Annotated in this window: 14 protein-coding genes; 1 reads left to right on the top strand and 13 read right to left on the bottom strand. The window is 33.9% G+C overall.

The window, feature by feature from the left end; translation table 11 throughout:
• Positions 1 to 374: 374 nt before the first annotated feature.
• From ACH2CG_RS14945 to ACH2CG_RS14970, 6 genes are all read right to left on the bottom strand, one after another.
• Positions 375 to 959, bottom strand: coding sequence for a hypothetical protein (locus ACH2CG_RS14945; RefSeq protein ID WP_395066614.1), 585 nt, complete (start codon positions 957 to 959; stop codon positions 375 to 377).
• A 312-nt stretch (positions 960 to 1,271) separates the two neighbouring features.
• Complete coding sequence (locus ACH2CG_RS14950; protein ID WP_395066616.1) at positions 1,272 to 1,676, bottom strand: hypothetical protein; 405 nt, start codon at positions 1,674 to 1,676, stop codon at positions 1,272 to 1,274.
• A gap of 252 nt (positions 1,677 to 1,928) precedes the next feature.
• Positions 1,929 to 2,333 (bottom strand): hypothetical protein, encoded by a 405-nt coding sequence (locus tag ACH2CG_RS14955; protein WP_395066618.1) that lies wholly within the window; start codon positions 2,331 to 2,333, stop codon positions 1,929 to 1,931.
• Between the two features lie 666 nt (positions 2,334 to 2,999).
• The gene (locus tag ACH2CG_RS14960) at positions 3,000 to 4,862 is read right to left on the bottom strand and encodes an OmpA family protein (protein WP_395066620.1); all 1,863 of its coding nucleotides are present in this window, start codon (positions 4,860 to 4,862) and stop codon (positions 3,000 to 3,002) included.
• 18 nt (positions 4,863 to 4,880) lie between these two features.
• The gene (locus ACH2CG_RS14965) at positions 4,881 to 5,801 is read right to left on the bottom strand and encodes a type IX secretion system membrane protein PorP/SprF (protein ID WP_395066622.1); all 921 of its coding nucleotides are present in this window, start codon (positions 5,799 to 5,801) and stop codon (positions 4,881 to 4,883) included.
• 33 nt (positions 5,802 to 5,834) lie between these two features.
• The gene (locus ACH2CG_RS14970; protein WP_395066624.1) at positions 5,835 to 15,800 is read right to left on the bottom strand and encodes a fibronectin type III domain-containing protein; all 9,966 of its coding nucleotides are present in this window, start codon (positions 15,798 to 15,800) and stop codon (positions 5,835 to 5,837) included.
• Positions 15,801 to 15,988: 188 nt separating this feature from the next.
• Between ACH2CG_RS14970 and hflX the strand changes: the two genes are divergently transcribed.
• Positions 15,989 to 17,212, top strand: a complete 1,224-nt coding sequence (hflX, locus tag ACH2CG_RS14975) for a GTPase HflX (protein ID WP_395066626.1) — start codon at positions 15,989 to 15,991, stop codon at positions 17,210 to 17,212.
• A gap of 199 nt (positions 17,213 to 17,411) precedes the next feature.
• On the opposite strand, the gene ACH2CG_RS14980 is transcribed toward hflX, so the two are convergent.
• The 7 genes from ACH2CG_RS14980 to ACH2CG_RS15010 all read right to left on the bottom strand — a co-directional run bounded on the left by ACH2CG_RS14980 (position 17,412) and on the right by ACH2CG_RS15010 (position 23,305).
• The gene (locus ACH2CG_RS14980) at positions 17,412 to 18,308 is read right to left on the bottom strand and encodes a DUF3078 domain-containing protein (RefSeq protein ID WP_395066628.1); all 897 of its coding nucleotides are present in this window, start codon (positions 18,306 to 18,308) and stop codon (positions 17,412 to 17,414) included.
• 92 nt (positions 18,309 to 18,400) lie between these two features.
• Positions 18,401 to 18,916: a DUF2480 family protein gene (locus ACH2CG_RS14985; RefSeq protein WP_395066630.1), complete on the bottom strand. Its 516-nt coding sequence runs from the start codon at positions 18,914 to 18,916 to the stop codon at positions 18,401 to 18,403.
• 11 nt (positions 18,917 to 18,927) lie between these two features.
• A complete protein-coding gene (locus ACH2CG_RS14990; RefSeq protein WP_395066632.1) occupies positions 18,928 to 20,763 on the bottom strand; it encodes an ABC transporter ATP-binding protein in 1,836 nt (611 codons plus the stop codon).
• Positions 20,764 to 20,853: 90 nt separating this feature from the next.
• Positions 20,854 to 21,177 (bottom strand): SUF system Fe-S cluster assembly protein, encoded by a 324-nt coding sequence (locus ACH2CG_RS14995; RefSeq protein ID WP_395066634.1) that lies wholly within the window; start codon positions 21,175 to 21,177, stop codon positions 20,854 to 20,856.
• Positions 21,178 to 21,185: 8 nt separating this feature from the next.
• Positions 21,186 to 21,605 carry a SufE family protein gene (locus tag ACH2CG_RS15000; RefSeq protein ID WP_395066636.1) on the bottom strand — a complete coding sequence of 140 codons (420 nt, stop codon included), beginning with the start codon at positions 21,603 to 21,605 and terminating at the stop codon, positions 21,186 to 21,188.
• The gene (locus ACH2CG_RS15005) at positions 21,605 to 22,078 is read right to left on the bottom strand and encodes a hypothetical protein (RefSeq protein ID WP_395066638.1); all 474 of its coding nucleotides are present in this window, start codon (positions 22,076 to 22,078) and stop codon (positions 21,605 to 21,607) included. Before ACH2CG_RS15005 ends, ACH2CG_RS15000 begins: the two co-directional genes overlap by 1 nt.
• A gap of 12 nt (positions 22,079 to 22,090) precedes the next feature.
• Positions 22,091 to 23,305, bottom strand: a complete 1,215-nt coding sequence (locus tag ACH2CG_RS15010) for an aminotransferase class V-fold PLP-dependent enzyme (RefSeq protein ID WP_395066640.1) — start codon at positions 23,303 to 23,305, stop codon at positions 22,091 to 22,093.
• Between the last annotated feature and the right edge of the window lie 137 nt (positions 23,306 to 23,442).

The raw sequence follows: 23,442 nt of genomic DNA on the forward strand, positions 1-23,442 counted from the left end.
ATAGGTGTAACTCAACCTATTGTTTCCCAAATGGTCAACGTAATTAAATACATAATTATAAACATTTACATTGTTTACAACTGTATTACTTACATATCCTTCTGCATCAGGTTGCAAATCCGCGCTATCGTTCACGAGGGAAATTTACATATCCGAGCCATCTGGATGCAAATCCGCGCTATCGTAACGAATCAAGTTTGCTCATATCCGAGCGATCGGGAGCTCTTTTTTTGTTATTAAAACATAATGTTACCTAATTTATAAACATGCAATTTAGACGTTTTAAAATTATGCTAATAAAACGTATAGTACTTTTGTGTATATTAAATTTTCCAAAAACATAATCCGTTTATAACTATTTTTTATGAAGTACATTATGGTTTTTTATTCTTCAAGAACGAACGAACATCTTCCCTTAATAAGTTTACTATAAACTCTTTGGACACTAATTTCTTATTCTTCTCTGGATTTGTGCTTTGTTGATAACAATAATCGTTCATCTTAAGAATATACAAGTTATTTGGAACCTCTTTAATATTTACAAATTTATAACTGCCATCTAAAGAAACAATCTTCTCTACGTAATCATAACCAGAATATTTTTTATTTAAGCTTTTCCAATTCCTATCTTCTTGATTATGTTCTGTTTCATAGATCTCATCAAATAAAAAACCACAATTTGATTTATCAGAATAACAAATTGAATTAATATAATTATTTTCATCTATTTTTATAATTCTAAATTTAGTAATCCATTTAAACCCTAATTTTTGCATTTCTTCACTAACGATGTCTATTATCATTGTTTCTGATAAAGAAAAAGATTTTACGTCTGACTTTTTATAATGTGCACTATAATCGTAAAAATTACTATAATTAGTTGAGTCTATTTTAATGTTTTGTGCTTCGCATGATAAACAACAAAGTAAAAAAAACATATATACTTTTATTTTTTTCATATCATTTATTTTTAAGATTTTTTATTTTATTCTTTTTATTGATGCGCTCGTTGCTCCATTCTTTCTTTTATAATTTCTAATACTAATTCCCAATAGCAAGGATTTGCATTCTATGACCATAATCAAAAACAAACTTAATACAATGATCTCTAAATCATTATACAAACCTGCAATTTAATAAAAAACTACATGTTTTTATGTCTTGATTCTCCTTATATGCACGGATACGGTTCCACGTTATACTTTTAGCAACATGTTTTCGCCTTCTGTGATATCATCAGTAATTATGGAACATTACCGACATTTCCTTTCTCATCTAAAATTAGAACAATTTACGAAAAGATAAGGAAAAGATTTATAAGAATAGATAGTTTTAACTTTTTGACCAGGTTTTCCATATCCAGTAGCTATATTCATTACATTATTTAAATCTCTAGTGTTATATCTAAAATAGACGGAATCATTGTTAGAAACAAAAAAAGAAACTTGATCTAATTTATCATTTAGAATATAGTTATAATGTTCTAAACATTTAATGACTTTTTTATTATTGGATATAAATAAGATACTATCCTTATCATTTACAGCATGAATGAGCGTGTAATGATTAATTATTTCTTTCTTGAAAATATAATATTTTTTATCTGATTCAGAATTCTTTTTAGTCATGCTACTAATTACTAAAAGGAGAAATATTGTTATCGTTAGGTATTTCATGCTTTATTGTGCTTTAAAAATCGATGAGAACTATTGAGTAACCGAAATCATTATTATCAACTCTCTGGACAAACATCGCCTTACTTTGTTTTATAATACTTTTAGGAATTTAAGGCAATGTGGTCAAAAAAGTTGATTATTTTTCATTTTAGATCGATTACAAGGATTAAAATAAAATCTTGTGCTTGTTTTTAAATAAAAAAAAGATAATTAAATAGACCATTTCACTTTTTTTAAATAATTTATAAAATCCTATTTAGATTTAATATAGGCTTCTGATGGAGTATTTTTATATTTCAAATCATCAAGATTTAAGTATTGCAACAAACTAAACTTTTTTTGAGTGGACTTATCATTAAAACCTTCTATATAAACTACATTAGGTAGTGGTATCTTTTTCTCAATTACAAAATACCTCAATAATAACATACTATTATTAGTTAAACATTCATGAATAACTCCTTCACACATTTGCGACATTGGATTTAAATAACAACAATCAATATTTGCTCCGTACTCAATTAATAATTTTATGGTTTCAATACATTTATTACCATCGTTACGAATAGCAACAAGTAAAGGAAAACTATTTAAAAAGAAACTTTCAATGTTAGTATTAATTATTTCAAAATTTGGATTTGCACCATATTTTAACAAATTCTCTACATAAAATAAATCACAATCATCTTTATTTTCTAAAGCATAAATTAAGGGAGAAACATCTTTAAGTTCACCTAATAATTCATTTGGATTAGCTCAGTTTTTTAATAACGTAATGAAAGACTTTTTTTTCTTATTCTGAATACACAAAGCCAATAACGTCTGATTAATAATAGGGTCTTTATCACCGATATTTGTATTGTTAGATTTAATAAAATAATTAATACCACTAACATTCTCGCCACGAGTTTCTTTGGCTAATTCCCATAAAGGCGTTTCTTTAAAATTGTAAAGCTAAACCCTTTTGTTCATAGTTTTGAGCACAAGAGGTAAAACTATATTTATTATTATAATTAAAATTATTTTTTTCATCTTTTTTTAATATGCTTTTTAAAGATTATGTTTAATTAGAACAACAATAGTGATTAGCTTTTTTTAAAAGTGTCTTATTCTAAATTATTTACACAGATTATAAAACAAATATGAATAATTTATCCGACACATCAATTGTTTGATTTTTAAGGCATTTAGCGTCCGTTAAACACTTCGTTTATCAAAATCCAAGTACAAGTCGGCTAAAAAATTAAACCGCCTTAAACCACCTTAAAAACAAAAAACCTATGAAGCTAACTCCATAGGTTTTTATATATTGGTTACGACAGATTACTTAACAATCAAGAATTCTGAACGTCTGTTTTGAGAATGTTCTTCTTCTGTACATTTATCGCAATCAACTTTTGGTTCAGTTTCACCAAATCCTTTACCAGAAATTCTTTCGGCAGGAATTCCTTTAGAAATGATATACTGAACTGTTGATTTAGCTCTTCTATCTGACAAAGTCAAATTATAATCATCACTTCCTCTTCTATCTGTGTGAGATTTAGCAAAAATAACTAATGCATCATTATTTTTCATTACTTGTACAAGTTTATCTAGCTCAAAAGCTCCTTCTTGAGTAATGTTACTTTTGTCAAATTCAAAATAGATAGGTTTTAAAATAATTTCAGTAGGTGTTACAATTACATCAATTGGTTGTAATGCAGCATCAACTTTGGCAGTTGGTCCTTTACTTTTAGCAACAGGAAAAACATTTCCTTCAAACCCATCTTTGGAAGCTTGAATAGAGTAAGGTTTATCGCATTCAATTTTAAAGTTAACTTCACCTTTAGCATCAGACATTTCTGTAGCAATAATGTTTTTCTTATCATCAAGAATAGCCACTTTTGCATCGGCTAAAATAGCTCCAGTTTTAGCATTAGTTACAGTAGTTAATAGATAAACTGCACAAATTGGTGTAGCGCTAAAGATATCATCATTACCATTTCTATTACTAGAAAGAAACCCTAAATTCTTAGCTTTATTGAATGTGAAAGCAAAGTCATCTTTTTCTGTATTAACTGGTTTACCCATATTTACAGCTTCTGTTCCTTTAGCTAGATCAATCATGTAAATATCATATCCGCCAAGGCCTTGTTTTCCGCTTGAAGCAAAATATAAAGTAGAATTATCATCTGCAATAAAAGGAAAACTTTCATTACCTTCTGTGTTTACTTTATTTCCAAGGTTTTCTGGAGTACCGTAAGTATCGCCGTTAACAGAAACTTTCCAGATATCAACTCCGCCTAAACTCCCTGGCATGTTAGAAGAAAAATAAAGTGTTTTTCCGTCTCTGCTTAAACTTGGATTGCTTAATGAATATTCTTTACTATTAAAAGGAAGTGGTTTAATAGTACCCCAAGTGTCACCAGATTTAGTAGCACTATAAAGATTGTTTTTTCCTAATTTAAGTTTGTTTACTTTATCTTTTTCAAAAAGATGTTCTCTAAAACTATCACTAGAGAAAACCATAGTAAATCCATCTGCACTTATTGTAACTGGTCCATCATGAAACTTTGAGTTTAATTCAGAAACAGTTGTTGCATCAGAAAAAGTTCCAGAATCACCCATAGTTGAACTATAAATATCTAAAAAAGGTTCTTCGTTCCAACCATAATTTTTTCTGGCACCGTTTCTAGCACTAGTAAAATACAAAGTATTGTCATACATAACAGCGCCAAAATCTGATTTATCAGAACTAACAGGTAGTGAGTTTACCGTATAACTTACATCTTTACCTAAAATTTTAGGTACATAATTTGGGTTTTCTTTAAATGCTTTTGCTCTTAAATCGTTAGGTGACATTGAAGCAAACTTATTCATTTGTTTATTTGCTTCTTCATATTTACCATTTGCTTTAAGCATTTGTGCATATCTAAAATAAGTTTCTGCATCTTGAGGTGTTTGTGTAGCTTTTGCATACCAAGTTACAGCCTCTGCAGTATTAAACATATTGTAATAAGTATCTGCTAATTGTTTATATACATAACCATCGCCTTTACCACTTTCTGCAATTTTTTGATATTCTTTAGCCGCAGATACATATTCATATCTATTGAATAATTTATCGGCTGCTTTTGTGTCTTTGTTTTGAGCAATACTAGAAGCACTTATTGCAACAAAACTTAATACTATATATAGATTTTTCATTTTTACTATTGTTTTATGTTAGAAATACCTTGGAGATTGTGATACTTTTTTCGGGAAATTCAAATCAAATAACAACATAATCTCATGAGACGATGGCGTTGTTACTTTTAAATCTGAAACGATATGATCATAAGCATATCCAATTTTTAAACTTGGCGTAATTGCATAATTAACCATTGCTCCAAAGGAATCGTCAAGTCTGTATGTTCCTCCAATTTCAAATTTCTCATTAAACAAGAAATTAGCAGATAGATCTAAAGATGTTGGCGCATTAAAAGCAGATTTAATCATTGCAGAAGGTTTAAATTTCAACGCAGGATTTAAATCAAACACATAACCTCCAGTAAGAAAATAATGTAATGTCTCTGTACCAAATTGTCTTCCGTTATAATCTAAATATTTAGATTTTAACATATTTGGAACAGAAAGTGCTACATAATATTTATTAGTATAATAAAACAAACCTGTACCAAGGTTTAAGAATGTTCTATTAGAATTTTCTTTAAAAGCAACATCATTAGCATCGGGAACATTATTATAAATCTCACTAAATAAACCAACTTTGTGAAAAGTGGCTCCACCTTTTAATCCAAAAGCTAGTTTATGTTCGCCACCAAGATTAAGAGTATAAGAGAAATCGGCATATAAATTTGTCTCTTCAACAGGACCAATTTTATCGTTAATTGCAGATATACCAAGACCAACGTTTTTCCCAACTGGACTGTTTATAAAGAATGTTCCTGTTTTAGGAGCATCTTCAATTTCAACCCATTGCTTTCTGTAAAGCAAACCTCCTGTAAGGGTTTCTTTAGAACCAGCATAAGCAGGATTGATAACACTCATGTTATACATGTATTGAGTGTAGTGTGGATCTTGTTGTGCACTGACATTGAAGAATGTCATCAAAGCAAACGCAGTTAAGAAATATAATTTTTTCATCGTTTTGAAATTTATCATTTTATAATTAGTTTGTTATTTTATTTCTCTATTAATATATATCCAACCTGTTTTGCTTGACTGATTGTTTTTAAATTCAATTACATAATAATAGGTTCCATCAGGAAGTTCATTTCCACTATCTGCTTGACCTACCCATTGATCAGTATAATCAAATCTTGAATATACTTTAGATCCATATCGGTTATAGATGCTCAGTTTTTGAACTCCTAGTGTTTTTAAATCGAAATACTCATTGTCGCCATCACCATTAGGAGAAATACCTCTTTGAATTTGACAATAAATTCTATCTAAAATTATTGTATGACTTTGAACACATCCGTCTACAGTTGTTACATTAACAGCAAAAGTAGCTGGAAGACTTGCTGTTGCTGAACCATAATAAGAAGTAACATCAAACGTTGGACTATTTGTTCCTACATTAATATTGGAAGTTGAAACCAACTGCCAAGAAAAATTAGAAGTACTAACATCAAACGAACCTGATGATGGAATAACCTCCAAGGTATAATTATTGTTAACACATTCTCCATTAATAGTAAAATCAAATGATGGAATAAAAGTAGCTGTACCAGAAGCACTAAGGCTTGAACAGCCAGTTAACGTATTAGTAATAACTACACTATATGTTCCTGAAATTAATGTATTAAATGTTGAAACATTCCCAGGATTGGTTGCTCCAACTGGAACAGTCCAAAGATAAGAATAACTTCCATTAGTTGCAGGCGAAGCTGTTATTGTAGCTTGTGATCCTTGACAAACTGTAACACTGTTCACGGTAACCACAGGATTTGAATTTATAGTTACGATACTTGTAGCACTAGTACTAGAACAACCTGTAGTAGTATTTGTAATTACAACAGAATAGCTTCCTGAGGCTGTAGCTGTAAACGAATTTACATTTCCAGGATTGGTTGCACCAGCTGGAACAGTCCAAGTATAAGAATAACTACCTGCACTTGTAGTTGCAACTACATTTGCCGCAATTCCTTGACATATTGTTGGGCTATTAACAGAAACTGTTGGAATAGTATTTATGGTTACTGTACTCGACGCGCTTATACTTGAACAACCTGTTGTTGTATTAGTAATAACGACTGAATAAGTTCCAGAAACTGTTGCAGTAAATGATGCGACATCTCCAGGATTAGTTGCGCCAGAAGGAACTGTCCATACATAAGAGTAAGTTGCCGATGAAGGATTTGTTACTGTATTAATAATAGCAGGTAATCCTTGACAAACGGTTGGACTGTTTACACTAACTGTAGGAACTCCATTGATTACTAAAGTGAATGTTGAATTTCCGGCAGATAAACATAAAGTATTATTTTGACTTACAGAGTAATCTACAATATATGTACCCGGACTAGAAAGAGTTAAATCTACAATACCTGAAACAGAATTTATTGATAATCCTGCTGGAGTTGCCGTATAAACTCCGCCAGTAGTGAACCCTAGAGCAGACGTATTAGGTGTTAATGTTGGAGAAACATTAGAGCAAACTGGTGTAGTATAACTAATAGTAGTTACCGAAGGATTCAATACAATTGCATTTAAAACAACTGTCACACTAGAAGAAATACAGCCAGTTAAAGTATCTAACACAGTTACAACGTGACTTCCAGGTGCAAGACCTGCAAAAACAGGACTAGTCTGGTAAGTTCCTGCATCAACATTATATTGGTATGTAGATGAAGTTACTGTTGTATATGTTCCAATATTAGAATAGTCATTATTTGCACAAACTCCACTTCCTGCATAGTCTAACACATTCCAATCATTATTATTATATGTTGCACTTGGAAGTGTAACATTATTTTTTCTTCTAAAATCTGCACCTTCAGTACCAACAATAGATGGAGCCCAATTATTGTTGCCAAAAATTCCCCAACTATCTACAAGAGCTGTTCCGTTAAATAAACCAAAATGATCATTACCATTTGAACTAAAATTAACCGAACCAGATGTATTTGTTTGTGCTGCTAAAGATCCGTTTCCTCCAGTAATTGAGGGACAAAAATTATCATTACCCAATGCAACAACATAAGTACTACCCGACGGTAAACTCACATTATTTAGAGGCAACGTAAAGGAGTAAACTCCTCCATTACTTGCAGTTTTTAAAGAATATGTAGATAAATTTATTGCAGACGCGGTACCATTATACAACTCTATGTAAGATAAAGATCCAGCATTAGAATCAGTTACTTCAGATATAAACAAGTCTGTTGCAACGGTTGATGAACCTGAAACTGGTGATGTTACTTCAATTGTTCCTGTAGGTGTTGAACATGTTGGTTGAACAAGAACATTTACAGTTGGAGTTGCTACAGAGTTAACAGTTACAACAATAGAAATAGGATTTGAACATTGACCAGCATCTGGTGTAAATGTGTATGTACTATTTCCAGCAACTGATGTATCTATACTAGAAGGAAACCACACTCCTGTTACAGGAGTTGTATTAGTTGATGAACTAGGCAATAAAGGAGCAACTATGCCAGAGCATAGAGGCGCAATTGTATTGAAAGTTGGAACAACCGTAGGATTGATAGTTACAGTTCCAATAGCAGGAATTGATGGACAGTTGATAGAGTTTATTGACACAGCATCAATAAAATTACCAACAGTATTATTACCAGATCCTGAACTAATAGATACAAAACGAACAGTATAATTAGAAACTCCATTATTAGGGAATGTGTACATCACATTATTGTAAACCCATGCTGCTGGTTGAGCAGAAAATTGACCTAAACTTGTATATGGTCCACCAACTGGTCCTACTTGTAATTCTAAAACATCCGTTCCAGAAAAACGACCTCTGTGTGCAAATGCAATGTTAACAGTAGATCCGGGAAGAACCGACAGATTTTGATATAAAGATGAAACTTGATTTGCATTCAATTCAACAAATTGATTTCCTGAGTAAGAAGTAACACCTTCATTACCGCTTGACCATACTTCTATTATTCCGTCTGTTGCCGTTGTATTCCAACAAGAGAAACTTGTTTGATTTACAAAAGACATACCACCAGCTGGAACACCACAAGGCGTTTCAAAATCTTGGTTACATAAACTATTAGTATTACTTATAACAACACTGTAAGTACCAGATACAGTTGCATTAAATGTAGACACATTACCAGGATTTGTTGCTCCAGCAGGAACTGTCCATGTATATGTGTAAACGCCTGGCGAACCGACATTAGCAGTAAGTGTAGCCGTTTGACCTTGACAAACAGTTGGACTATTAAGTGTAACAACTGGCACTGGATTAATTATAACAATTGAAGTTACAGAAGAACTAACACAACCTGTAGCTACATCATTAATAACCACCGAGTAGCTTCCTGAAATTGTTGGAATAAATGAAGCCACATTTCCTGGATCAGTTGCGCCTGTTGGAACTGTCCAAGTATAATTGTAAGTTCCTGCAACTCCCGGTGTAGCGGTTACAGCTGTTGAGTTTCCTACACAAAATGAAGGACTGTTAACAGTAACTGTAGGATTTGGATTTATAAGTATTGTACCCGATGCTGAATTACTTGAGCAACCAGTAACAGTACTCGTAACTACTACGGCGTATGTTCCTGAAACTAATGCATTAAAACTTGATACATTTCCTGGATTCGTTGCTCCAGTTGGAACAGTCCATGTGTAAACATAATTTCCGGCAGGTATTGGTGTTGCAACTACAGTAGCAGGTGAACTTTGACAAACGGTTAAGCTATTAACTGAAACCGTTGGTATGCTTGGATCAAACAATACTATTGGAGTTAAGTAAGGGAAAGAACAACCATTAACTGATAATAAGAAATTAGAATAGGTACCAGAGTTTAATGAGTTTATAATTATTTCACCATTAGAAGTTGCAGTTAAATTAATAGGTCCAACCGTGGCAGAACCATCTTGATAACTTGTACCATAAGTTTCACCAGGAGCTAATCCTGAAATTGTTATAGTTCCATTAACTCCATTACACATAGTAGGATTAGTACTAGTATAAATTGGTTGTGATTGTATTGTATAAGTAGCACTATAATTTGCTCCATTGTTATTTATAATTACATTGTCATCACAATCTACTGTTGAATTAATATCACCTGTAACATCATAATAAACCTCTATAACATAATTTCCAGGCGCGTAAGAAGTTAAATCAATTGGCGATTGCGAATTATTTAAAATCATTTGCCATTTTTGATCTCCTGTTTGACAAGAACCTCCAGTTGGAAAAGAAGTTCCTCCACAATTGTCAAAGAAAGGTAAGTTCATTACTTGAAAAGCACCAGGAACTCCAGATTGTGGATAAATTCTATAGTTCAATCTTGCACTACATACGTTAGCACTAGCATTCTTGAATGTTTTAACTTCTGCACCTCTCAATATTAATGCGCTAGAATTTTGAATATAAGTTCCTAAATCTGAATTTGGAAAAACATTTGAAATTGGTCCTATAATATCAGTTCCAGAGCCTACAGTATTAAAAAAGTCTGATGTTGAACAATTTGTTAACCAAACAGCATTCGCATAACTTCCAAAATCACAATTATTATTTACTGTAACATTAATAGTTGTAGTTGATGCACATTGCCCTGGATTTGGTGTAAATGTATAAGTTCCTGAAGCAGTATTACTAACAGTTGTTGGAAACCATGATCCAGTTACAGGAGTTAAATTATTTGAAGATGTTGGTAAAATTGGCGCTGGTGCTCCAACACAAATAGGAGCTGGCGACAAAAATGTTGGTATTACTCCCGAATTAACAGTAACATCCATAGTTGTAGGGTATGCACACTGAGTTATACTTGGTGTAAAAGTGTACGTTGTTGTACCTGCAACATTACTTACTGGCATTGGCGACCAAGTTCCAGAAATACCATTATTTGATGTAGTTGGAAGTACAGGCGCTGTAGATCCTTCACAAAAAGAAGGAACCTGAGTAAATTGTGATGGAACAATATCAGTAACAATAATCGTTTGAGAGCTTGATCCAGATTGCGGACACAATGGATTATTATCTGTAGAAGTAGCAGTTAATGTATAAGAACCTACTGCTGTTGGAGAGAAAACAACGGTACTTCCAGAAGTAGTATTTAAGTTAGTTGCTGGCGACCAAGAATAAATTCCGTTTCCTCCACTTGCAGTTAAAGATGCCGATTGACCTAAACATATTGTAGAAGTCGTAGTAGATGTTGATGTATTAATAACAATTGGTGTTTGAATTCCAGAATTGGTTGCAATAACATAATCACAAACATCTCCAGCAAATCCATCAATCATTATATAATAAGTATTACCAGGTGTTAAACCTGTTGCTGAAATATTTGTAGAACCTGCAGGGACAAAACCTGGACTCCAACAAGTATAACTTGTAACTGGACCTGAGCCACATGTTGCAGCACCAAAAATCATAATTTGAATTCCATTATTGTCTTGACTACTTGTAACCCAAACATCAAATGAGATGGTACTTGACGATGCCGTAAAGGTTAAGAAGGAATTGTTTTCAAGAGAGCCACAAAAAGCTGTACTTAATTGAGGCCAAGAGTCTGATGTATAAGTTGCTGAAGTATTACCACAATATCCATTCAAGTTACAAATTGGTGTTGCAACTGCGCATGTATTTCCTGCTGGTGTATTTGTGATACAACTTGGTGGTGGCACTGGTGTTCCTATACAAAGATTAAAGGTAGAGGTTTGATTTCCTGTTCCTGTCCATGTGTAAACTCTTATAAAGTAAGTTTGTCCTACAACAAGATTATTGGCAGTACTTGTATTTGGATCGCTGCAATATAATTGTGTTAGAGCTCCACATGTACCAGAGTATAAAACATGATATAAATCGGCAGTACTTCCTGTAATATTTAATAAATTAATAGTGTGCGTAGTGCTTGTTGCAGTAAATTGAAACCACACATCATCATCATCTGTTCCACCGCAAGCATTAGGTTGCGATGATGGAGTTGCGCCAATAACAGTTCCTCCAACGGTTTGTGTACATGTAGTAGTAGTATTAACCGGAGCAACTATTGCATTAGCACACTCATCATTTGTTATTAAAGTTGTAAACGCAACTACACTAGACCACAAACTAATATCTGACGAACTGCATATTGATCTAACATAAACTACATAAGGAGTTCCTGATGTTAAACCTGTAGCTACATAAGGATTTAAAGTTGTTATAATTCCTACAGAAGACGCTGTTGGCAAAGGAGAACCTGCAGGTAAAATTAATACTTCCCATGTTGTTGCTGTACTAATTTCTGTCCAAGAAATCGTTGCTCCTGTTTGTGTTACGTTTGTAACTACAACAGCTGTTGGTTTAGGACATGTTGGTGGTGGTGCGCAAGTAACATTTGCTATCCAACCCGGATTATTAACAGAAGCATCACTTCTAAATCTAAAGGTCAAACATCCACTTAAACTTGATGCGGTAAAAGGTCCAGGTAAATTTGCTCCTGTCAAGTTACCCCAATATGAACCTGGCAATCCACCAGGAACATTTCCACCGCCATTACTGGTTGCTAATTGTTGTGAAGTAATTGAATTTCCGTCAAAAACATATAATCCATCCCAATTTGCTTCGGTAAAGAAATCGGTAAAAGTTACTGTAACCTGTTCACCTGGTATTGTAGGACAAATTGTAACTGTATAATCTGTTCCGTTAGTATAATTGGCATTGGCACCACCTAAATCTGTAAATACTCCACCGCAAGCTGGTGGTATTTGTTGTGTATTTTCTTCAATAGATTGCGACCATGGACTTGAATCGGTAGTTGAACATACGGCTCTTACATAAAATGTATAACAAGTATCTGGTGTTAGTCCGTTTACTGTAAATGGATTGCTTAGAGCACTAATCGCTCCTGTTGTTGTTGCTGTAGGCAAAGCTGAACCGCATGGTAAAGCTAGTACTTCCCATGCTGTTGGTGTAGTTCCATTTGGATTTAAACCTTGAGTCCAACTTACTGTGGCAGAAGTCGTCAATGTTGTTACCGATAATGTAGTAGGAATTGCACAAGTTGGTAATGTTGTAAAAGCGATTGGTCCAGACCAAAGGCTTAAACCATCTACTGTACCACAATTACCTCTAACGTAGTATTCATATTCAAAATTAGGTGTTAAACCTGTTAATGTAAATGGATTTGTTGGAGCCGTTGTCCATCCTGTTGCTGTATCTAAAGGTGCTGGTGAACCAGCTGCTACTGCAATTACTTGCCAAGATGTTGCTGTTCCTGGACTAGTCCATGATAACTGTACTGTTGTATCAGTAGCATTTATTGCAGATAATGTATTGGGTTGTTGGCATGTTGGAGCTGGAGCACAAGTTACGTTTGCAGTCCATCCTGGATTTGTAACTGATCCATCACTTCTAAATCTAAAAGTTAAACATCCATCAGTACTAGTTGATGTAAATGGACCAGGTAAATTACCTGTTAAATCACCCCAATAAGATCCTGGTAATCCTCCAGGAACAAAACCTGCTGGATTATTAGTGGCTAATAGTGGCGAAGAAATTGAATTTCCATCAAAAACGTATAATCCATCCCAATTTGCTTCAGTAAAAAATGTTGTAAAGGTTACAGTAACTAAATCTCCCACATTTAATGGACATATAGTTACAGTAGAATCTGTGCTGTTTGCATAATTAGCTGCTATTCCTCCAGGATCTGAGAATGTTCCTCCGCAAGCTGGTGGAGTAACAGTTGTAGTAATTGTAACTGGACCTGTAGGATTACTTGAATCAGTAACAGAACATATACTTCTTACATAAATATCATAACAAGTTTCACCTGTTAATCCCGTTAAAGTATATGGATTTGTTGGTGCATTAACCCAACCAGTAGTTGCGGCAGTAGGTGTTGCAGAACCACAAGGCAAAGCAATCACTTGCCAAGCTGTTGCTGAACCTGCTTCAGTCCATGCTAGATTAACCGATCCAGAAAGAACAGCCGATGCTGTCAAGGATATCGGTTTAGGACAAACAGGCGGTAAACCACAAGTTACATTAGCCGTCCAACCAGTATCACTTGTGTTTGCATCACTTCTAAATCTAAAAGTTAAGCAACCATCTGGACTAGATGAAGTAAATGAACCAGGACTAGTTGTACCCCAATAAGATCCTGCCAAACCTCCAGGAACACTTCCCGATGGATTTGAACTTGAAAATTGCGTAGCTGATGTAGAATTTCCATTAAAAATATACAATCCATCAAAAGTAGCTTGAGTGCTAAATGATGTAAAAGTTACTGTAACAACATCGCCAGTTGTTGCTGGACAAATAGTTACTGTTGAGTCAGCATTATCAGCATAATTGGCAGACGATCCTCCAGCATCTGTAAATACTGCTCCACAAGCTGGTGGTGGAACTAAAGTATTAAAAAGAAAAGGACCAGACCACGCGCTAAATGTTCCATTACCACAAGATGCTCTCACCCAATATTGATATGCAGTATCGGGAGTAAGACTTGACAATGGAGTGTTTGTATTTGAACTTGTTGGAGTTCCTGCTCCAGATGGAATAGCTGTTCCTGCTGGTTGAAGCACATATTCCCATGAAGTAGCTGCTCCTGGATTACTCCATGAAAGTTGAGCTCCAGTCAAAGAAATATTGGTAGCTGCCAACGCACCAGGTTGAGCACAATTTAACTGCTGAATTACTAAAGTGTAACCATAAGTTTGTGATGCTGTTGTTGAAGAAAGAACTATAATATATTGTTGTCCAGCAATAACGTTTAAACTTGGAATTGTTCTTATTCCGCTTGTTGCATTAGCAACACCTGCTAAACATGTAACTCCAACATTAGCACAACCTTGGTATACAAAAATACCAGTATTTGCTGCTCCAGGAGTCATAGTTATACTTATAGCACCAGTAGTTGTAGGCGTGTAAGAATAAAAAACATCATTTCCTGTCATGTAATTTGTTGTAGTTCCTGCACAAGCCGATGGCTGAGTAGTATCTGTAGTATCACCATAGTTAGAAGTGTTATCTGTAGTGGTGTAAAGTAAGGATGATATGGTTATTGGAGCGACACATGACAAACCTGGTGTTGTAGTGGTAAAATTAAATGGTCCAACCCAATTACTAGATGCATCGGTACATAAAGATCTTACATAATATACATAACCAGTAGATGGCAATAAACCACTTGCATTGTAAGGTAATGAACCGTTATAGATAACTCCAGAACCTGTTGGAGCAGTATTTGTAACTTCTATTTCCCATGAGGTTGAGCCACTTGGATTAGTCCAACTAAGACTTGCCGAGGTTTGAGTAATACTTCCTGCAGTAAGATTGGTTGGCTCTAAACATCTTTGAACAAGCCTAACACCATCAATTAACCATCTATCTAAAGTTGTAACTGCACCAGTTGATTGATTGTTTTTAAGAACAAAAGCAATGAAAACATTTTGACCTGCAAACGCTGATAAATCAACTACTTTTTCTTCATAAACATTATAAGCTGTAGATAAAGTTACGTCTGTCCATTGAGCAACAATTGGGTTAGCATTATAATTTGCTATTGTTGTTTGTGAACCTGCAGTTGTTATAGTACTAACTTTTACAATATACTGAGAGTCAGGATTAGCACCATTTTGAGTTGATCTAGTCCAAAAACGTAATTGACCGTTTAAAGGAACTGTCACTCTAGGAGTTGCTAGATAATCTTCGGAGGAGTTTCCTAATCCAATGTTTTCTCTGTCCATGTAAGCAGAATTCGCTCCAGAATAAACATTTGCGGCAACAGATGTAATATTCCATCTTCGCGTAAGACCAACGCCGTTGTCAAAAACTGCCCATTGGTTTCCAGTTGCACCTGTTCCTAATGTCCAAGCAGAAGGTGTTGTTGGAGCTGGCAAATCTGCTCCTGTTGTTCCTTCAAAGCCTTCTATACCTGCTGTTGGGAATTGAGAATAACCCATCAAAGAAAACAATAAAGTAATGATTAGTAAAGTAATTTTCTTCATTAACGTAGAAATTTAAGTTAATTAATTTTTTTGTGTTTGTTTAGTTTTAATCTCCAAATTTAACAAAATTTATAAATAAAGTGATAAAATTGCCTTTTTTAACTAAATAAAATTACCAATAATAATTTAACTTGCAGATAGTCGATTTTTTATGCCTTTTATCTATTTTTGCAGTAGAAATATAAATTATGTTAGAAATAGAAAAAACGAATTTTGAAAAAACTGTAATCGTTGGTGTTGTAACTCAAAACCAAAGTGAAGAAAAACTAGTTGAATATCTTGACGAACTAGAATTTTTAACTTTTACAGCTGGTGGTGAAGTGGTGAAGCGTTTTTGGCAAAAAATGGACAAGCCAAATCCTAAAACCTTCTTGGGAACCGGAAAGATGGATGAGATTGCTTTATATTGCAAAGAAAATGATATTTCGTCTGTGATTTTTGATGATGAATTATCACCTTCGCAACAAAAAAATATTTCGAAAGTTATTATTGATGCCAAAATACTAGACCGAACCAATCTTATATTAGATATTTTTGCGCAACGCGCTGAAACTTCTTATGCGAGAACTCAGGTTGAACTGGCGCAATGCCAATATTTATTACCAAGATTATCAGGAATGTGGACGCATCTTGAACGTCAAAAAGGTGGAATTGGAATGCGTGGTCCAGGTGAAACTGAAATTGAAACCGATAGACGTATTGTTCGTGACAGAATTGCATTGTTAAAGGAAAAAATCAAGACTATAGACAAGCAACAATCTGTTCAGCGAGGCAATCGTGGCGCAATGGTTCGTGTAGCTCTTGTTGGTTACACCAATGTTGGAAAATCGACTTTAATGAATGTAATTAGTAAAAGTGAAGTCTTTGTAGAAAACAAACTTTTTGCAACACTAGATACAACTGTTAGAAAAGTTGTGATTGGAAATTTACCTTTTTTACTTAGTGATACTGTTGGTTTTATAAGAAAATTGCCTACTCAATTAATTGAATCTTTTAAGAGTACACTTGACGAAGTTCGTGAAGCCGATTTATTGCTTCATATTGTTGATATTTCGCATGCCGATTTTGAAGAGCATATTGCATCGGTAAATCAAATTTTGCAAGATATTAAATGTAATGACAAACCTGTAATTATGGTTTTTAACAAGATTGATGCCTACCAACATTTGACTATTGAGGAGGATGATTTAATGACCGAAAAAACAAACCGACACAATACTCTTGATGAATGGAAACAAACTTGGATGCATAAAGTTGGTACTGAAAATGCTTTGTTTATATCGGCGCTAGAAAAGGAAAATTTTGAAGAATTTAGAGAACGTATTTATGAGAAAGTACGTGAAATTCACATAACTCGTTTTCCTTATAATAAATTTTTATATCCAGATTTTAAAGATATAATTGTTGAGTAATTACGATTGCGATAGCGACTGAAATGAAAAGCCCGGAACAAAAAAAGCGTGTGGTTCTTGGTTTAAAAAAGCGACCAACGGAAGCTCTTTTTAAACCTTAGAACCACCGCTTTTTTGTGAGGACTTGTAATGTAAAGCGCGGCCATTCGCCAAAAAAAAACCGCTAACGAATAGCGGTTTAAATAAATGTAATGAGGTATTAAAACCCAAAGTTTACGCCTACTCCTATCACTTGACGTGTTTGAAATCCTGAGAATGCATTGTCGTCATAAATGGCCTGAAATGCAAAATTGGTTGACATGTATTTATTAATTTTCATGGCAATATTTAAAGTATAATCTACATCTACGTTTTGTGGTGTGTCTAGATAATTGGAATATAAATTCAAGATGTTTTCTACAGAAACATTTTCCATAATATTGAATTTATAGTATCCGTTGATGGCTGCACCAAATTCATAACGAGTTGATTTTCCTTGTTCTACGCCAAAAGATGATCCTAAATCGGTAAAATGCGGATGCACAATAATTAATTTGGAAGTTGCAGGCGCAAAATTCACTTTTAGATTGTCCGATTTTTTCCATAACATGCCTGGTCCAAACTGAAAATAAGCTGGCGAGAAGAAATGCGAAGTTTTAATTCCAGAAGCTAAATCGAAACCAGAATCGAATTGTGTTTTAAAATTAAAGAAAGCAGAGTAATACCAATTTCCAGTTGCTGATGCTCTTTTACCTAACAAAGAATTGAATTGAAATCTATCGTCAGATTTTTGCATTTCTTGCCCTTTAATTTTGGTAAGACCATATCCTGCAATTACTTTATTGTCCCAGTTCCAACTGTCTTTTTTATAATTGAAATCATAGTTTAAGCCAATATTTCCCGAGATATTGCTTTGTCCACCAGCCAACCAATTGTTGAAACTAGCTTGATTTGCTAAAAAGGTAAAGGTTCCTTTTTTTACCCAACCGTTTGGTTTGTCTTCTTTTATTTTAGCAACTGCTTCTTCTGTTTTTTTAAGAAGTTCTTTCTCGTTTTCTTGAGCAAAAACAGTTGTTAGTGATAAAATCATTGTAAGTGTAAGTACAATTTTTTTCATTTTTTTAGTTTTAAAAATTCGAGTGCAAAGGTAAAAATACATTTGGTTTCAACAAATTTTAAAACGAATATAACTAACTGATTTTGTAGAATTTAAACTACTTTCCTTTTTTTAAATAATGGCACTGCCGAACAAGCTTCGCCATACATAATGCTTTTTGCAACTTTCTGAAGGTTTTGAACAGCAATAATATACGCACTTTCGGGCACTGGTTTTTTAGAACAACCTTTTAAGATAACTGGCTTATCTTGATAAATTGTATAATCAATATTTGGCAGTGTTTCTTCGTATAAAGCAGTTTCTAAATCATTGAAATTTCCCGAGACTACTTTCTTTGCAAATGGCGTAACGCAAACAGTAACTAAAATACTTGCCCAGGCCGGAATTATAGCATCGGTAGCACAATTTATGGCAACATAATGATTTAGATACTGCGACCAATCGTGATTTTTCAACGCTTCACGAAAGTCTTTTTCTTTTAAAAGAAAACCTTCGTATAGCCATTGTGAAATGTCAATTTGTGTTCGAATTCCCGATTGATAATAATCTTCCAAATCGAAAACCTCAAGAACAGAATTGGCAACTTTATTTATAATTTCGTCTTCCATACTACTTTTATTTATTGATAACCTTCGGCTTGCAGCGTGAATAATTGTGCGTACAACTTGTTGTTTTCCATCAATTGTTCGTGAGTTCCAGATTCTAAAATTTGTCCGTTTTCTAAAACAATAATTCGGTCTGCTTGCCTAACAGTGCTGAATCGGTGTGAGATTATAACACTGGTTTTATTTTCTATTAATCCTATAAATCGTTCAAAAACTTCGCTTTCGGCTTTGGCATCAAGTGCCGATGTTGGTTCGTCCAAGATCATCACCTCAGCATTTTTCATATACGCTCGTGCCAATGCAATTTTTTGCCATTGTCCGCCCGATAATTCCTGACCTTTTACAAACCGCTTGCCAAGTTGTTGTTCGTAACCGTATTTTAATTCAGAAACTACTTCGTCTGCCAAACTCAATTCTGCTGCCTTTTCTATGCGTTGTTGGTTGTCAATTTCATCAATTTTTCCAATTGCGATATTTTCCTTTACAGAAAATTCATAACGGAAGAAATCCTGAAAAAGTACGCCAAAATATTCCTGATAATCGGCTTTATTGTATCGGTTGATGTTTATTCCGTCCAACAAAATTTCACCAGATGTTGGTTCGTAAAAACGAAGAATTAATTTGGTAAGCGTGGTTTTTCCTGCGCCATTTTGTCCAACAAATGCAATTTTTTCTCCAGCTTTAATTTCGAAACTTACATCTTTTAAGATTTGATTGTCCGATTCTGGGTAAGCGAAGTAAACGTTCTTGAATTCGAATCCGATTTTGATTTTTTCAGGTAACGGCACATCTTCTTTTGCATTGGATTCCGATGAAATATCGAGAAAATCGAAATAATCTTTCAAGTATAATGAACTTTCAGAAATCCGCGTAAATTTTGAAAAGAAGTCACGTAAACTGTTCATTAATCGGTTGAAACTTCCTGATAAAAAGGTTAACTCTCCAAGCGTAATTACTCCCGAAAGTACTCTGTAAATTATAAAAATATATGCTGCATAATAACTTATAGAACCCAAAACGTTGAACAGAAATCCGTAACTGGAACGTTTTACTACCAGCGTTTTATTTAATTTAAAATAGCGTGTCGCCAAGGTTTGAAAGCGTTCTACAAGAAAATCGGTCAGGCCAAAAAGCTTAATTTCCTTGGCCGTTTTGTCGTTCGCACCAATAAATCTAAGGTAATCCAATTCGCGTCGTTCTGATGTCCAACTTCTTGCCAACGAATATTGTTGCTGACTGAAACGAACTTCATTTATAAACGACGGAATGATACTAAGAACCAGTAAAACTATAAGATACGGCTCAAAATAAATCAATCCGACTACAAGCGAAATAATCGAAATAGTAGTTTGCGCCTGACCTAAAACATTTGACATCAAATCTACACGACCGGCAGTTTGCGTTCGCGCTCTATCTAATTTATCATAAAATTCAGAATTTTCTAATAAACTGATGTCTATTTCATTGGTCTTTTTGATGATTTTAACCGAACTGTTGATGTTGTATTGATCGCCAAGAATTCCATCGGTTAATGAAATAGCACGACCAACTAAATCGGAAAGTACAACCAATCCAAACTCTAAAGCAACGAATTTCCAAAGTCTAGAATAATCAGTTTCTCCGTGTGATGTGATCTTAATTATAGCATCAATAATGATTTTTCCAACCCACAAAATCGAAACTGGCAATAACGCAGCAACCAATCTACAAAAAGCCGACGCCAGAAATAATTTCTTGTTGGTGCGCCAAATTTCCTTAAAAAAACGAGGTATAAAGGATAGCGAACCGAAAGATGTTCTGAATCCGATTTTTTGATTGTCGTTTAAGGATTTGGGTTGTGTTCTTGCCATTTTTTGGAGTCTTAAAGTCAAAAGTCGAAAGTCTTAAAGTCTTGAAAACACTACAGCTTTCGACTTTAAGACTTTGGTCTTTGTGACTAATTAAAGCATTCCTAATTCAAGTTTTGCTTCTTCGCTCATTAAATCTTTGCTCCATGGCGGATCAAAAGTAATTTCAACCTCACATGATTTAATGGTTTCTATTTTAGTCACTTTTTCTTCAACTTCACGAGGCAAAGTTTCTGCAACTGGACAATTTGGTGAAGTCAATGTCATCAGAATTTTCACTTCGTTGTCTTCGTTGATCATTACGTCGTAAATCAATCCCAATTCGTAGATATCAACTGGTATTTCTGGATCGTAGATTCCTTTTAATACTTTTACTACGTCTTCTCCTAAGTTTATTTCGTCTTTAAATTCTTCCATTTTTATATTTAATTCTGTGATTGATATGCCAAAGCATACATTTTTATTTGTTTAATCATCGATACCAATCCGTTGGCGCGTGTTGGCGATAAATGACTTTTTAATCCAATTTCGTCAATAAAATCGGTGTTGGCTTCCAAAATATCGGCAGGTTTCTGATTTGAAAAAACTCTGATTAAAATGGCGATGATTCCTTTTGTAATGATGGCATCGCTATCAGCAGTAAAAACAATTTTACCTTCGGTTTTCTCTCCATTTAACCAAACTTTCGATTGACAGCCTTTGATGGTATTTTCGTCCGTTTTGAATTTTTCATCAATCAGTGGAAGGTTTTTTCCCAAATCAATTACATATTGAAAACGTTCGTCCCAATCGTCAAATATTGAAAATTCATCAATAATTTCGTCTTGTATTTCTTTTATGCTCATTATTCTTTTTTAGCAAGTGATGTTATTTTGTTTACCAACTTTTCAATTTCAACTGGAGGAAATCCGTTATCAAAATCAACTGTTTGGTATTCTTTTTCTTCTGAAATAACTTTTAGATTTGCAATTGCTGCACCGTCATAAAAACGCTTTTGGGTTGGATCTTTATAGGTTGCCAATTGGTCTAATTTTAAACTATTTATGTAACCCGAAAGTTCTTTCCAATCAGCATCAGAAATTTTTATACTTTCACCTTTTTCAGCAGAATTTCTATCGCTAGAAACAAATGCTTCCTGATTTTTCACCGTAATTTTTTGATAAAAACCTCTTGTATTTGCAGTGTAAATTAATTCCATATTGGCGTTGACTTCTTTGGCATTTACTGAAGTTTCAGTAGTTGCCTCAACAGCTTTTTTCTGACAATTACAACTTATTAAAGTTATAAATAAAACCGATAAAATAGATAATACTCTCATAATTTTAATTTTTTACAACAGCATTGCTTTAGCTTTCTTAATCGCATCAACCATAAAATCAATTTCTTCTTTGGTATTGTAAAAGGCAAAACTTGCTCTTATAGTTCCCGGAATTTTAAAGAAATCCATAATTGGTTGTGCACAATGATGGCCAGTTCGTACTGCTATTCCTTTATTGTCAATAATCGTTCCAATATCGTACGGATGAATTCCTTCAATGTTGAATGAAATTACCGAAGTTTTTTCCTTAGCTGTTCCAAAGATTTTCAAACCTTCAATTTCCAGTAATTTTTCGGTACCGTATTCTAATAATTCGTGTTCGTAGGCTGCAATATTATCAAAACCAATTTCGTTCAAATAATCGACTGCGGTTCCAAGAACAATTCCGCCAGCAATATTTGGCGTTCCAGCTTCAAATTTATGAGGTAAATCTGCATACGTAGTTTTCTCAAACGAAACCGTTGCAATCATTTCGCCACCACCTTGATAAGGAGGTAATTTTCTAAGCCATTCTTCTCTTCCATATAAAATTCCAGTTCCTGTTGGTCCGCAAATTTTATGACCTGAAAAAACATAGAAATCACAGTCTAATTCTTGAACATCTGGCTTTAAATGCGGAACTGCTTGCGCGCCATCAATTAAAATTGCAGCACCAAATTCATGTGCTTTATCAATCATATACTTTATCGGATTCAAAGTTCCTAAAGCATTTGAAATATGATTTACAGTTACAATTTTAGTTTTATCTGAAAGTAATTTATCAAATTCGGAAATTATCAATTCGCCATTATCATTCATCGGAATCACAACTAATTTTGCTCCGGTTTTCTCGCATAGCATCTGCCAAGGCACAATATTACTATGATGCTCTAAAGCAGAAACCAAAACCTCATCGCCAACTTTCAAAATAGAAGCAAATCCGTTAGCAACCGCATTAATAGAATGTGTTGTTCCTGATGTGAAAATCACTTCATGCAAAAATTTAGCATTGATATGATTTTGGATTTTTCCTCTAGAAACCTCATAAGCATCAGTCGCTAATTGGCTCAATGTGTGAACACCGCGATGAATATTGGCATTAATTTCCTGATAATATTTGGCGATGGCATCAATCACAACTTGTGGTTTTTGCGAAGTTGCGCCGTTATCGAAATACACCAATGGTTTTCCATTTACCTTTTGTGAAAGTATCGGAAAATCAGCTCTTATTTTATTTATGTCTAACATCTTATTTATAAAAATTCTAAATACAAAAGTACACAAATTGCAGTGGAATTTTATCAAACGTTTGTTAATAATATTATATAAAACTACTTTAGACATTTAAGAAAACATAAGAGTTGAAAAAACTAATAGGAACTTAA

Source organism: Flavobacterium sp. (assembly GCF_043778725.1).
In the GTDB taxonomy this organism is placed as follows: Bacteria; Bacteroidota; Bacteroidia; order Flavobacteriales; family Flavobacteriaceae; genus Flavobacterium.